The sequence below is a fragment of the Lactobacillus colini genome (genome assembly GCF_017874575.1).
In the GTDB taxonomy this organism is placed as follows: Bacteria; Bacillota; Bacilli; order Lactobacillales; family Lactobacillaceae; genus Lactobacillus; species Lactobacillus colini.
Window position 1 is genome coordinate 36,236 of sequence record NZ_JAGGLU010000005.1, and the last position, 13,543, is coordinate 49,778.

General features: G+C 33.2%; 17 protein-coding genes and 1 tRNA gene. 17 read left to right on the forward strand and 1 reads right to left on the reverse strand.

Annotated elements, in window-relative coordinates:
- The first annotated feature begins 6 nt into the window (after window positions 1–6).
- From J2Z60_RS10905 to J2Z60_RS05470, 9 genes are all read left to right on the forward strand, one after another.
- Complete coding sequence (locus J2Z60_RS10905; protein WP_245328730.1) at window positions 7–747, forward strand: restriction endonuclease subunit S; 741 nt, start codon at window positions 7–9, stop codon at window positions 745–747.
- A 226-nt stretch (window positions 748–973) separates the two neighbouring features.
- On the forward strand, window positions 974–1,597 hold the full coding sequence (locus J2Z60_RS05435; protein ID WP_342590245.1) for a DUF4417 domain-containing protein: 624 nt from the start codon (window positions 974–976) through the stop codon (window positions 1,595–1,597).
- The gene (locus tag J2Z60_RS05440; RefSeq protein ID WP_209686670.1) at window positions 1,597–2,007 is read left to right on the forward strand and encodes a hypothetical protein; all 411 of its coding nucleotides are present in this window, start codon (window positions 1,597–1,599) and stop codon (window positions 2,005–2,007) included. Before J2Z60_RS05435 ends, J2Z60_RS05440 begins: the two co-directional genes overlap by 1 nt.
- Window positions 2,008–2,024: 17 nt before the next feature.
- Complete coding sequence (locus J2Z60_RS05445; protein WP_209686671.1) at window positions 2,025–2,414, forward strand: hypothetical protein; 390 nt, start codon at window positions 2,025–2,027, stop codon at window positions 2,412–2,414.
- 50 nt (window positions 2,415–2,464) lie between these two features.
- On the forward strand, window positions 2,465–2,830 hold the full coding sequence (locus J2Z60_RS05450; RefSeq protein WP_209686672.1) for a helix-turn-helix domain-containing protein: 366 nt from the start codon (window positions 2,465–2,467) through the stop codon (window positions 2,828–2,830).
- On the forward strand, window positions 2,814–3,353 hold the full coding sequence (locus tag J2Z60_RS05455) for an ImmA/IrrE family metallo-endopeptidase (RefSeq protein ID WP_209686673.1): 540 nt from the start codon (window positions 2,814–2,816) through the stop codon (window positions 3,351–3,353). The genes J2Z60_RS05450 and J2Z60_RS05455 overlap by 17 nt, the downstream gene beginning before the upstream one ends.
- A gap of 261 nt (window positions 3,354–3,614) precedes the next feature.
- A complete protein-coding gene (locus J2Z60_RS05460; protein ID WP_209686674.1) occupies window positions 3,615–3,914 on the forward strand; it encodes a hypothetical protein in 300 nt (99 codons plus the stop codon).
- Between the two features lie 109 nt (window positions 3,915–4,023).
- Complete coding sequence (locus tag J2Z60_RS05465; protein WP_209686675.1) at window positions 4,024–4,875, forward strand: Rpn family recombination-promoting nuclease/putative transposase; 852 nt, start codon at window positions 4,024–4,026, stop codon at window positions 4,873–4,875.
- 162 nt (window positions 4,876–5,037) lie between these two features.
- Complete coding sequence (locus tag J2Z60_RS05470) at window positions 5,038–5,238, forward strand: hypothetical protein (RefSeq protein WP_209686676.1); 201 nt, start codon at window positions 5,038–5,040, stop codon at window positions 5,236–5,238.
- A 101-nt stretch (window positions 5,239–5,339) separates the two neighbouring features.
- On the opposite strand, the gene J2Z60_RS05475 is transcribed toward J2Z60_RS05470, so the two are convergent.
- Window positions 5,340–5,873 carry a GNAT family N-acetyltransferase gene (locus J2Z60_RS05475; RefSeq protein WP_342590246.1) on the reverse strand — a complete coding sequence of 178 codons (534 nt, stop codon included), beginning with the start codon at window positions 5,871–5,873 and terminating at the stop codon, window positions 5,340–5,342.
- A 183-nt stretch (window positions 5,874–6,056) separates the two neighbouring features.
- On the opposite strand from J2Z60_RS05475, the gene J2Z60_RS05480 reads away from it, so the two are divergent.
- From J2Z60_RS05480 to J2Z60_RS05515, 8 genes are all read left to right on the forward strand, one after another.
- Window positions 6,057–6,578, forward strand: coding sequence for a biotin transporter BioY (locus J2Z60_RS05480; protein ID WP_209686677.1), 522 nt, complete (start codon window positions 6,057–6,059; stop codon window positions 6,576–6,578).
- Window positions 6,579–6,710: 132 nt separating this feature from the next.
- A complete protein-coding gene (locus tag J2Z60_RS05485; protein WP_209686678.1) occupies window positions 6,711–7,760 on the forward strand; it encodes an LLM class flavin-dependent oxidoreductase in 1,050 nt (349 codons plus the stop codon).
- Window positions 7,761–7,934: 174 nt separating this feature from the next.
- Complete coding sequence (locus J2Z60_RS05490; RefSeq protein ID WP_209686679.1) at window positions 7,935–8,495, forward strand: metal-dependent hydrolase; 561 nt, start codon at window positions 7,935–7,937, stop codon at window positions 8,493–8,495.
- A gap of 22 nt (window positions 8,496–8,517) precedes the next feature.
- A tRNA-His gene (locus J2Z60_RS05495) sits at window positions 8,518–8,590 on the forward strand.
- Window positions 8,591–8,747: 157 nt separating this feature from the next.
- Window positions 8,748–10,364, forward strand: coding sequence for a peptide ABC transporter substrate-binding protein (locus J2Z60_RS05500; RefSeq protein WP_209686680.1), 1,617 nt, complete (start codon window positions 8,748–8,750; stop codon window positions 10,362–10,364).
- A gap of 128 nt (window positions 10,365–10,492) precedes the next feature.
- Window positions 10,493–11,812: a replication-associated recombination protein A gene (locus J2Z60_RS05505; RefSeq protein ID WP_209686681.1), complete on the forward strand. Its 1,320-nt coding sequence runs from the start codon at window positions 10,493–10,495 to the stop codon at window positions 11,810–11,812.
- Window positions 11,802–12,854: an MmcQ/YjbR family DNA-binding protein gene (locus J2Z60_RS05510; protein WP_209686682.1), complete on the forward strand. Its 1,053-nt coding sequence runs from the start codon at window positions 11,802–11,804 to the stop codon at window positions 12,852–12,854. The genes J2Z60_RS05505 and J2Z60_RS05510 overlap by 11 nt, the downstream gene beginning before the upstream one ends.
- A 114-nt stretch (window positions 12,855–12,968) precedes the next feature.
- Entirely contained in the window at window positions 12,969–13,466 is a 498-nt protein-coding gene (locus tag J2Z60_RS05515; protein ID WP_209686683.1) for a nucleoside 2-deoxyribosyltransferase, read from the forward strand.
- The last annotated feature ends 77 nt before the right edge of the window (window positions 13,467–13,543 follow it).

A 13,543-nucleotide genomic window follows, 5' to 3' on the forward strand; every position in this document is an offset into this window, starting at 1 on the left:
TTCGCTTTGCTTCGCAAAGTCGAATCTTCTAATGACCAATACGTTGAATTAAAGCAGATGCTGCATGATAAGGTGCTGGACTTGGCAATGCGAGGCAAACTGGTTAAGCAAGATCCTGATGATGAGCCGGCGAGCGAGTTGCTTGAGAAGATCAAGGCCGAGAAGGAACAGTTGGTTAAGGAGAAGAAGATTAAGAAGACCAAGCCGCTGCCACCAATCACTGATGAGGAGAAGCCTTTCGATATTCCTGATAGTTGGGAATGGGTGAGATTGGGGGATATATTAAAACCAGAAATTAAGAAAAAGCCTAATCAAAATTTTTATTACATTGATATTGCGAGTGTTAATAATAAAACTAATCTAGTTGATAAAGAGAATTATGTAAATATTTCTAAAGATAAAACTGCTTCACGAGCAAGACAACAAGTAGAAAACGGGGATATTTTATTTTCAGTTGTTAGACCATATTTAAAGAATATAGCCGTGGTTCCAGAAAGTGATACTTATAAGGTGGCTAGTACAGGATTTTATGTGTTAAAACCTTTCAGTAAATTAGATACTAAATATATCTTTTATTTGGTTTTATCAAATTATGTAATTAGATCAATGACTAAATTAATGAAGGGAGATAATTCTCCTTCGATTAGAAAAGGCGATTTAGAAGCTTTGCCTATCCCACTTCCCCCATATAAGGAACAAAAACAAATCAGTAGCAGAATATTCAATTTATTTAAGATGATAAGTTAACTTATCATCTTTTTCTTTTAAAAAATTATTTTGAGTAATAATTTGATTTGTTAACTAAATTAGGTTAATATTATTTATATAAAAGGTAAATAAAAAGCAACTGCTGGAACAGTTGCTTCTAAAAGTAGTTAAACTACTAATTCTGACAAACTAAGTTTAACATACTTCTATTTATCTTACATTCAATTAATAATATATTTTTATAGAATCGAGGTAGGATTTAAGCGTGTTAAGCTTAAAAGATGCTTATTTTATAGGTAAAGATGAATATCCTGTATTAAAGCCACAAAATAAAGATATGGCTATACCATTCCAAATGGTTAGATTTAGTGATCGCAAAGATGCGTCGTTAAATGACACAATAGTCTTTTATGAATGGGATAAAAAATTTGAATCTAACTTACAAGAATCTAAACTTGAGAGAATAATTCCATCGTTAAAGAAAGCTGGATCAGTTGTGCAACCTGATTTTTCAATTTATGCTGATGCGCCACTGCATTTACAAAAGCATGCAGTATTTGAAAAAAATAGAGTTGCGGTAGAACTTCAGTCACAAGGAATAGAGGTAATCCCTAATTTAAGTTGGGGAGATGAACGATCTTATGAATTTGCATTTTTAGGTATTCCTAAAGATCAGATTTGTGCTATGGGTACATATGGACAAATTCATGATCCAGAAAAGAGAAAGTTATTCAAGGACGGCTTAGGGATTGCTTTAGATATTGTGCAACCTAGACTGGTCTTAGTATATGGCGGTATACCAGATGATATCTTTGGTCAGTATAAAGATAAAGTAGAATTTATATCTTATCCCACTTGGCGAGAACTTTATGCAAAGAAGGCGTGCTAATGGGACGTGGTTATGGAAATTATGCTCATACTGAAGGAGCCAAGAAACGATTAGTGCCTGATGATTTGATGGAGGAACTTGAAAATAGTGGTAATAAGTTTACTAAGTCAGACGTCTTGATGATTACTAGAAATTATGATGGAAAATTAATGTGGTTAGAAAAGGGTAATGAGCGAGCTGGATTGAAGCATATAGAACTTAGACATTCGAAAGATTTTCTACCAAATCAAAATATTTTAATTTTATTAAGAGAAGTCTTGCAACTGAAGCCGATTTTACATGAAAAAAGACATGAAAAAAATGGTGATGAGTTATCGGATGTTTATCTATATGAGAAAGATGGATTTACATATAAGGTGGCATATGGAAGTAATGGATTTATAGTAACTTTCTATCCATTTACACAATAATTGTTGAAGGGATAAGTATGTATAAGTTAGAAGACATAATTAATTATGAGTTTACACGTGATTTAATTTTAAAAAATCAAAAAAATCAGCAAGTGTTAACGGTATTCGATGATACCGATTTAACAAGCGACAAGTTCAAATTTATGAAGGTTGGTAAAACATATGATTGTAAAATTTTACTTTTTGCCAGAATACAAAAATATGAAAAAGCATATCAAAGAAAAGCAGAAAAGTTTAAATTTATAGGTAAAGAACAAATTGGTAAGTATGAAAGATTAAAAATACAAGATAGCCAGGGAAATATCTTATATGTCAATCGAGATTTTGAAAACGAGATAAAAAATAGAAAAATATATTTAATACCTTTGAGATATGACATTTTAGAAGTAAATAATATAGTAAGGTAATATATAAAAGATAGATTTATCGGTAGGAGAATATATAGCGGGGTAGTATTATGGCAGTTACAGCACTAGGAAAGTTTTTAAGAAAGCTGAGGATAGATAGAGAAGAGAGATTATATGATATGGCTAAGAAAGTGGGTGTTAGTTCAGCCTTTTTGTCTGGTGTTGAGAATGGTCACAAGAAAGTACCAGCTTCTTTAGTTAATGATATTGCGTCAATTTATAATTTAGATGCTATTCAAATTCAAGAATTAAATGATGCAGTAGAATTAAGTAAAGGTAGTTTAGATTTAACAGGTTTTTCTCCTGAAAAGCAAGAAACTATGTTAAAGTTGGCAAGAAAATTTGATGATTTAACTGATAAGGATAAATCAATCATAACTACAATTTTAATGAAAGGCGATGACAAAAATAGTTAATTATGATACTCCTTATATAGCTCATCCAGTATCACGAACAAGCTTGAGATTAGTAGCTGAAGAATTAAAGAAAAAACTAAACATTTCAGTAACTAAGCCTTATGTTGATGTCGTAATGATACTTGATCGGCTTAGCGAAATTGATTCTAGTTTTAATTATGAAATAGTAGAGGATTGGCAGCTGGATGAACATGTTCAAGCAATGACTAATGTTGAAGCCAAGACAATTTATATTAAGTCTTCAGTATATGAAGATGCTTGCCAAGGAATTGGTAAAGACAGAATGTCAATTGCCCATGAAATTGGTCATATATTGTTACATAGAGATGTGATACAAATGCCAGTTTTATATAGATATGATGGGTCATTAAAACTTTATCAAAAGCCTGAATGGCAAGCAGAATGTTTTGCTGCTGAATTATTAATGCCCTATGAACAAATTAAAAATATGTCTGTAGAAGAGATAATGATAAGTTGTGGAGTATCAAGACCAGCTGCTATATATCAAAAAAGTCATATTTAATTATTATCGTCATGTAGAAGCTATGTCTTGATTAAGGATGTAGCTTTTTTCTTATCAAAAAATAAAATTTTCTCCTCATGTATATAATAAGCTGGTGTATCATTATATTAGATCTACATGAGATGGGAGAATAAGAATGGTTAAAACCAAAATTAATTACAAAGAATTGCGCGAAGTTAAGTCCCCGTCTGATAGAGATAATAAAAATTAGTTAATGGCAAAGCGATTATGTACAAACTTCTAAAAATTAAAGACTACGAAATGACTAGAGATTTAATTTTGGAAAATCTCGATAATCATCAATTTTTAACTGTCTTTGATAATACTGATTTGGAAAGTAGCAAATTTGAATTTCTACAGGTTGGTAAAATATATAGTTGTAAGATTTTACTTTTTGCTATAAGTAAGACCACTGCAAAGTTATATAAAAAGTCTTCGGCAGAATTTGCTTTCTTATGTAAAGAAATAATTGGACAAAAAGAAAGATTAAAAGTACAGGTACGCTATGATATTCTTGCAGTTAATGGCATTGAGTGTATTTATGATTTGGAAGATGTCTAGGACTTGAATAAAATTCAAAAAAATGTAAAACAAAACTCCATCTATTTTGCGTATTTATTAACAGGAGAATGTAGAATTCTTCAATTTTTTGAAAAGGAGAATATAGAACTTGTTAATAAACTACGAAGAAAGCATGGCTCACCCAACTTTGAGCACGGATCCAGTCTTTGGTCATGTAATGACAAAGAAAGAGAACTGTTTGCAGATGTTGCAGTTGGCTTTGCCAGAATTGCACTTAACTAAAATCATTAAGATTAGCGAGCAAAAGAAGGTTAGTCTTAAATATTTTGAAAAGTCTGATCGTTATGATGTTTGGGCAGTTGATGAGCAAGGTCGCAAGTATGATATTGAATGTCAGACAACGCGTCAGAGCAATATTATTGAAAGGCTATATCGTTATCTGCTAAAATTACAATCAACAGTAGAGCCATTATTACCGGGCGAGAAGGTGCCTAAAGGACATGCATCTTATGCAATTTGCTTTGGAACCTATAGTCCAGGGCAGGATCAGCGAGCACGTTATAGCATTAGTATGCATGACGATGAAAAGTTAGGTCGAATCTATGATAACTTAGGTCACATTGTCATGTTTAATACTAAGGCGAAGGATCGAAGCATGATTTCGGCAGAGATGGCAGAATTTTTAGATTTGCTTGACGGACGAGTAAATGGACAACCCAATAAATTCACGATTAAGTTGCAAGACGACATACATGAATTCATTAGTAGTGAGGAATGGAGTGATATTATGACTGACTTAGAATTGTATCGAGAAGAGTTGATTAGAGAAACTAGAGAAGAAACTAAAAGGGAAGACGAAGAAAACGCAATTTTTAAAATGATTAAAGCTTTACGTACATTTAGTCTTCCTGATTCTCAAATTCTTAAAACTCTGAGTGATAGTTATGGTTCTTCATTTAGTAATAGCGAACTAGAAAGAATGCTAAAGTCAGTTAAATAACTGACTTAGTTGACTTATAAGAAGAGGCTACCTCTCATGATTAATATCATTTCTTAACTTAATGGCATTGATCTAATGATGTGGCTTTTTTGCTATACTTAGTGTATAGAGAACAGATTATAATTTCATGAATTCACTAGTAGTGAGGAATGGAGTGATATTATGACTGACTTAGAATTATATCGAGAAGAGTTGATTAGAGAAACTAAAAGGGAAGACGAAGAAAACGCAATTTTTAAAATGATTAGAGCTTTACGTACATTTAGTGTTCCTGATTCTCAAATTCTTAAAATTTTGAGTGATAGTTATGGTTCTTCGTTTAGTAATGATGAATTGAAAAATATGTTGAAGTTAGCTGAATAATGTTCAGGTCGCTAATTTTTTAAAATATGTATACCAAAATAGGGCACCGAAAGTTATGCGTTTTTGGTGCCCTATTTTTATACATTATTTCAAGAAAGAGGTTACTTTTCTACCTTAAATTGATAAAAGCCAAAGCTCATCTCTTTTAAAGTTTTGATGAAACCTTTTTTATTAAGGCGCTTACCAGTAGTCATAACTGAAAAGCTACCATCTTGGTCTTTTAGCTTTTGATTAGTTAAGTGAAAGCCATTACGATTATAAAACTTAAGTCGGTTAACTCTTTGACGGTAGTTTTTGGCAGATTTAGTAATAGGTTCAATATCTATTACCAATTGCTTACCTGGATATTTATCTTCAAGTAAAGATAAGATACGACTACCATAGCCATGACCGCGTAGATCCTTATTTACAGCTAAATAAGTTAAATAGACCGTGTCGTCACTTTCAACGTAATATGCAATTCCACAGAATTGTCCTTGATCGTACAGTGAATGGAACTTTACATTAGATTTCAACGACATTAATAGTAGTGAAATCATTGAGAAGCGTTCCCACTTAGGGAATGCACTTAAATATAACTTCTTTGCATCATAATATGCTTGAGTGCCCCATCGGGCAGGTTTAGATTCTAAAATAATATCCTTCTTTTCTATAAAAATTGATTATAGTTTTTATCTTATACCAAATACACAGAATGTCTAATGTTTTTTCTCAAAATGGGGCAACTTGACAGAAAAGATAATTAAGTATTAACATTGAAAAAGTTACTAAAACTATTCGAATCATAATTTTGTATAGTTTTGTTTAAGGAGATTTAGATGAATATAAAGGATATAACACGTGATGCATTAATGCTTGCTCTGTTAATAATATGCTCGCAAATTAGCATCCCTTTGCTAGGAGTGCCGTTAACGATGCAGACATTTGCAGTAGGAATTGTAGCCACTAGCTTGTCGCTTCAAGATTCATTATTGGTTATTAGTGTTTATTTAGTTATGGGAGGAATAGGATTGCCAGTATTTAGCAATTTCGCTGGCGGGATTTCTATCTTCTTAAGCCCTCTTGGCGGTTATTTAATTGGATTTATAATATATGTAATCTTAACTGGAATTTGGCTAAAGTTTAGCAGTAATACTAGATTAGAGATAAGTTTAGCTAATTTATTAGGCGCCAGTGTCCAATTAATATTTGGAACAATATGGTTAAAGTACTGGAACAATTTGTCTTGGAGTACATCCTTAATGACTGGATTAGCTCCGTTTATAATTCCTGGAATCATTAAGATTTATTTAGTAGCAGTAGTTTCACAAAAAATGCAAAAAGTTTTGAAGTTCGAATAATTAGGATTAAAGATTAGAGGTTAGGCGATAGTATGATTTCTAATCTTTATTTTTTTACCATTTGTTATTTTTAATTTATCATGTTAAAATTTTACTTACAAAAAATAAGCTAATTAGAAAGAGGAAAGTAACATGACGATTGAATTAGGAATTTCTACTTTTGGTGAAACAACTCCACTTGAAAAAACCGGTAAAGCTATTAGTCATGATGAAAGAATCAGAGAACTTTTAGAAGAGATAACTTTGGCAGATAAATTAGGTATAGATGGCTATGCAATTGGTGAACATCACAGAAAAGACTTTGCAGTATCAGCTCCTGAAATAGTACTCGCGATGGCAGCATCAAAAACAAAGAGGATTCACCTGTCTAGTGCAACTACCAACTTACCAACTATTGATCCAATTAGAGTCTATGAGCAGTATGCGACTATTGATGCTGTCGCTCAAGGCCGAGTGGAGATTATGGCTGGAAGAGGTTCATTTACTGAAGCATTTGATATATTTGGTTATGATTTAGATGATTACGATGAGCTTTTTAAAGAAAAACTTGACCTACTATTAAGAATTAATCAAGGAGAGATCTTAAACTGGCCAGGTGGCAAGTTTACAAACAAGGTAGATCATCAAGGTATTTATCCGAGAACTAAGAATCCTTTGCCAATTTCTTTAGCAACTGGTGGTAGTCCATATTCAACAATTAGGGCTGCAAGTTTAGGCTTACCAATTGTTTATGCAATTATCGGTGGCGAAATTGGTCACTTTTTGCCATTAGTCAAGTTATATCGTAAGGTTGCTCAAAAGTCGGGTAAAGATCTGTCAACCATGCCGATTGCTGCACATTCTTGGGGCTGGCTTGACCATGATAATGAAAAGGCAATAAAAGATTATTTCTACCCTACTAAGTTATTAGTTGATCAAATTAGCTCTGAACGACCACATTGGAATGGGTTAACATATGAACAATATCTTCAAAGTGTAAGCGATAATGGTGTTATTTTTGCTGGAGATAGTGAAACTGTAGCTAATAAAATAATTAAGATGATGGAGATATTAGGACTTTCTCGCTTTTATTTACACTTACCAGTTGGTTCAATGCCACATGAATCTGTTTTAAATGCAATTGAAATCTATGGTAAAGAAGTTGTTCCTAAGGTGAAAGAGTATTTCAAAGATAAGGCATAAAGATTATTTTTAGTCAGTTCATTAATTTGGATTGGCTTTTTATTTGTTGTACTAAATTTCTTCTGAAATATTACTATAATAATTGGGCTTTATAACTTGAATATATCTAAAAATACTTAAACTACAAGCATTATGGTACAATAAAAAAATAATTTTTATTTTGGAGGAATGACTATGCTAGCGCGGGCACATTGCATATGTAGTATTGCTATTGCTGAGGCGGGCTTATTTGCGACGAATCATTTAATTGAGAATAAGCCGATTCCGCTTCTAATAATGCTAGCAGCCACAGGAGTAGGCGCCTTATTGCCAGATGTTGATCAACATAATAGTACGGCTAGTCGTAATTCACCTGTAAATTTCAGTTTTTTCTTTCGTCATCGTGGCATTACTCATACTATTGTGGGCTGGTTAATCTTTAGTAGTGCACTATATTACTTTATGAATTACTTCCGCAAGGTTCCACTGACTCTTACTATTTTTAGAAATGACTGGGGCTGTCTTTGGTTAGGGCTAGTGGTAGGTTATATTTTACATTTGGTTGAAGATGGATTTAGTCGTGGTGGAATTAATTGGTTATGGCCGCTAACCAGTAAACCACTGAAATTATGGCCTTTTTATAAAGTAGGAGGCAAGTTTGAGAAGTTTTTAACCTTTTTGGCTAAGTTGGCCATCTTAATAGTAAGTTTTTATTGGATTTATTTATTTTTAGCTGGTAATTATCAACTTTTTTAGGTATACTATATAAGTCGGTACGGCGGAATTGGTGAAGGGGTTAACACATCGGTTTGTGGATCCGACATGCATGGGTTCGAATCCCATATTCCGCCCTATATTTTAAGAGGTAACATCTTTAGTTGATGTTGCCTTTTTGTATGCATTGATAAATTTTTATTGATTTATAGCTAAAAGGTATTGCAAAATTTAAGATTATCATTATACTTATTAAATGTAGTAAGCTTATATTTTGTAAGTGGAGGGCGAGATATGAAGTACAAGAAGATTTGGGGAACTGGTATTATTGCAGCATCGATGTTGCTCTTAGCAGCATGCTCTAATTCAAATTCTAGTTCATCTAATTCTAAAGACGTAATGGAAACAGCAACTCCTAATGAAATCTCTACACTTGATTCAAGTAAGTATGGTGATACTACAAGTTCCGAAGTTTTACAAAACTCAATGGAAGGATTATATCGATTCAATAAGAAGAATCAACCTGAACTTGCTGGAGCAACGCATGTAACACGTTCTGCAGACCAGAAGGTATATACATTTGACTTGCGTAAGGATTCTAAGTGGTCAAATGGCGACCCAGTTACTGCCCAAGACTATGTAACTGCTTGGCGCCGGACTGTTGATCCTAAGAATTCATCACTTGATAGTGATAGCTTTGCTATTATTAAGAATGGTGATAAGATCCCTCAAGGTAAGGCACCAGTTAATTCATTGGGTGTCAAAGCATTAGGTAAGTATAAGTTGCAAGTAACCTTAGAGAATCCAATCCCATACTTGCCTCAGATTCTTGAGGGAGCACAATTCTATCCTCAAGATACCAAGTTAGTAAAAAAGTTAGGTTCTAAATATGGTACTAGCAGCAAGAATTTAGTTTATAATGGTCCATTTATTGTTAAAGGCTGGACCGGTTCTAATCTTAAATGGAGCTTAGTTAAGAATAAAACTTACTGGAATAAAAAGATTGTTAAGATCAATCAAGTAAATGAGCAAGTAGTAAAAGAAACTTCTACCGGTGTTAACCTATTTAGAAGTAACTCATTAGATTACACGCCACTATCTTCTGAATATGTGAAGGAATATCAGAGCAATAAGGATTACCATTCTCAAGTAACGCCAACTAATGGTTACATGACATTTAACCTAAAGCGTAAAGTTACAGGTAACGTTCATGTTCGCCGCGCAATTAGTCAAGCGATTAATAAGGAATCACTTGTTAAGACGGTCCTTCATGCAGGTAAGGTATCTAACGGAATAGTAGCAGCTGACTTTATTAAAGACGCTGCAACTGGTAAGGATTATCGTCAAGATGCAGGAGATTTAGTAACATATAATGTTAAACAAGCTCAAAAAGAGTGGAAACTTGCTCAAAAGCAACTTGGCAAAAAGAAAATCACCATTGAGCTCTTAACTTCTGATATTGATGATTCTAAGCGTGTTGGTGAATTTATCCAAAGTGATCTAATGAAGAACTTGCCAGGATTAAATCTTAAGGTTCGTTCTATTCCATTAAAATCACGTCTAGCAAGTACTACTAATCATGATTACGATGTAGTCTATGGTACTTGGCAACCAAGTTATGAAGATCCAATTGACTTCTTAACTGTTGGTGGACTATTTAATTTGGCTCCTGATTATCACAATGATAATTTCTGGAATCAAATTAAATTAGCTCAATCAACTTATGCTACTAATCCTAAGAAGCGCTTAGCTGCATTGATTAATGCTGAAACGCAATTAGTTAAAAAAGACGCCTTTGCAGTGCCGCTATATCAAGCTGGAGCTTCTTACTTACTTAAGTCTGATATTAAAGGCTTCCAATTATCACCATATGGTAATGTGGCTTACTATTGGAATGTAGAGAAGAGTTAATTAGAATAATTTTATAATGTCGATGATTACATATAAAAGATATGGTTGTCGGCATTTTTTTATGCTTTTAACATTGAGTGTAACGTAAGATTATAGGGTAGACTATAGGTAGCAAGGAGGTAAGCTTTATGAAGCAGGAGTCTATTTTTGAAGATCAGGTAGCTGTTCCACTTGCTAGTCGAGTAAGGCCAGAGTCATTGGCTGAATTTGTTGGACAGCGACACCTTTTAGGTAAAGGAAAAATTTTAAGAGAAATTATTGAAAAAGATCAAATTTCGTCAATGATTTTTTGGGGACCTCCGGGCGTAGGCAAGACAACACTAGCAAGAATTATTGCTAAGGAAAGTAAAGCTGAATTTTTAAGTTTTAGTGCAGTTGATGGTACTATTAGCAAGATTAAAAAAGCTATGAAAGAAGCAGAAGCTGCTAAAGAGCTTGGTCAAAGGACTATTGTTTTTGTAGATGAAATACACCGCTTTAATAAGGCACAACAAGATGCCTTCCTACCTTATGTAGAGAATGGTAGTATTATTTTAATTGGGGCAACAACAGAGAATCCATCATTTGAAGTGAATTCGGCCTTGTTATCTAGATGTAAGGTTTTTGTTTTAAAAGATTTATCCAAAGATGATATTGTTGATCTATTAAAGAATGCTATTAGTAATCCAGTTGGCTTTGGTAAGGAAAAGATAAATATCAGTGATGACAATTTAGCTGCGATAGCTACTTTTGCTGATGGTGATGCTAGAAAAAGCCTGAATACTCTAGAGATGGCAATTTTAAATGGCAAGCGGGATAACAATACTACAACTGTGACGACAGCTGACTTAGCTCAATTAATCAATAAGAAGTTTATCTTATACGATAAGAAGGGTGAAGAGCATTATAACATTATCTCTGCCTTACATAAGTCGATGAGGAACAGTGATGCTAATGCTGCAGTATATTGGCTATCAAGAATGCTTGATGGTGGTGAAGACCCACTATATATTGCACGAAGATTAGTTAGGTTTGCTAGTGAGGATGTTGGGTTGGCCGATATTAATGCCCTGAATATTACGATTAACTGCTTTCAAGCTTGTCAATTCTTAGGGATGCCTGAATGTGATGTTCACTTAACCGAGGCTGTTATATACTTATCTCTAGCACCTAAGTCTAACGCTGTCTATAAAGCCCGTATTGCTGCTAAAAAAGATGTTAAACAGACAATGAACGAGCCTGTTCCTCTACAACTTAGGAATGCACCAACTAAATTGATGAAAGAATTAGGCTATGGAAAAGGCTACAAACTAGCCCATGATTATAAAGATAAGCTTACTTCTATGAAGACCTTACCCACATCACTTATGGGGCATGAGTATTATTTACCAACTGAGCAAGGAAATGAAGGTCGATTTAAGAAGCGACTTGAGCAGATCGAACGGTGGCATCAAGAAAATGACAAGTGAGAAAAATATTTTTAGCAAAAAACCAATTAATAAAGATAAATTACTGAAGTATGGATTCATCAAAAAGGATGGATGTTACTTTTATCAAGCAGATATTATGTCTGGACAATTTCGTGTGGAAGTAATAGTTGATAATGATAAAGTTTCAAGCAAGGTATATGATAGCGAAACTAATGAAGAGTATGTCTTAGTTCATACAGATAAGCAATATGGTAAATTTGTTGGGCGTGTGAAAGAGGAGTTTTACCAAATATTGCAAAACATTGCTGATAATTGCTGTGAAATACAACCATTTTTAACTCCACAAGCTAATCGAATCACTAAAGCTATTGCAAAAAAATTTGCTGAAAAACCAGACTTTCCTTTTAAAAAGTTTCCAGATTATGGTTCTTTTAGAAATAAAGCAAATAATAAGTGGTATGGCCTGATTATGAACATTGATAAAAGCAAGCTTACTAAACTTAAAAAAGATAAGGATAAAAAAATTGAAATTTTAGATCTAAAAGTTAATCCTAGTAATTATAATAAATTACAGGAACAAGTGGTTTTTTATCCAGGATATCATATGCATAAAGGAAATTGGATTACAATTATTCTTGATGAATCTGTTAGTGATAACCAGATTATGACTTTACTTGAAAATAGTCGGACATTGACGCTTAATAAGCAAGTTTTGAATTCTTACTGGTTAATACCCGCTAATCCTAAATATTATGACATTGGAGCTCATTTTAAGGTGGGACAGACTACTATTTGGAAGCAAAGTACAAATATTAAGCCAGGAGATACAATTTTCTTATATGTTACATCACCAGTGAAAGCTATTCGATATCAATGTCAAGTAGAAAAAGTAAATATACCGTATTCTCATCGTGATAAAAATGTCAATATTGAAAAAATAATGGAAATTAAGGTGCTAAAAGAATACGATAAAAATTTTTGTTCATTTGATAGGCTCAAAAACTTTGGCATCAAAGCTATCCGTGGACCTAGAAGAGTTTCTAGAGAATTAGTAAATTATTTAAATAAAAATAATAGCTAGTAATTTCTAGCTGCAAGTAAATTAGTTTAGTTATTTTAGACACAGTAGGCTAGTTTTTAACTAACAAAGTCGTTAAAATATACGAAAAGTTAGTAGTAATTTTAGGAGGTAAATATGATTAGTCCAACTGCAAAGATATATTTAGGTTCACCATTTTATACAGATGCCGAACGTGAACGTGTTCCAAAGGCTAAGGAATTATTAGCTAAGAATCCAACAGTATTAAGGGTTCATTTCCCATTTGACCAGGATTTTACGGATCCAGAAGAAGTTAATCCACAAGTAGGTGGCATTCGCTCAATGACTTGGCGGGTAGGAACTTATCAAAATGACTTAACTGGAATGGTTAATGCGACTTGTGGTGTATTTTTATATGACATGGATCGAATAGATGATGGTTCAGCGTTTGAGATAGGATTTATGCGTGCACTACACAAGCCAGTCGTATTAGTTCCATTTACTGAAAAGAAGGAACCAGAGAAGGTAATGAACTTAATGCTAGCTCAAGGTGTAACTACAATTATTGATGGCAATAGTGAATTTGATCAATTAGCTAATTTTGATTTTAACGCTGTGCCCGCTAAGCCAGTTACGGGTTATAAGATAATTTAATATAATCAATTAAAAAGTAAAATACCAAGCTATTAAATATACTTTGAGATCCAATTTTGGAATTGGAAGGATCAGTA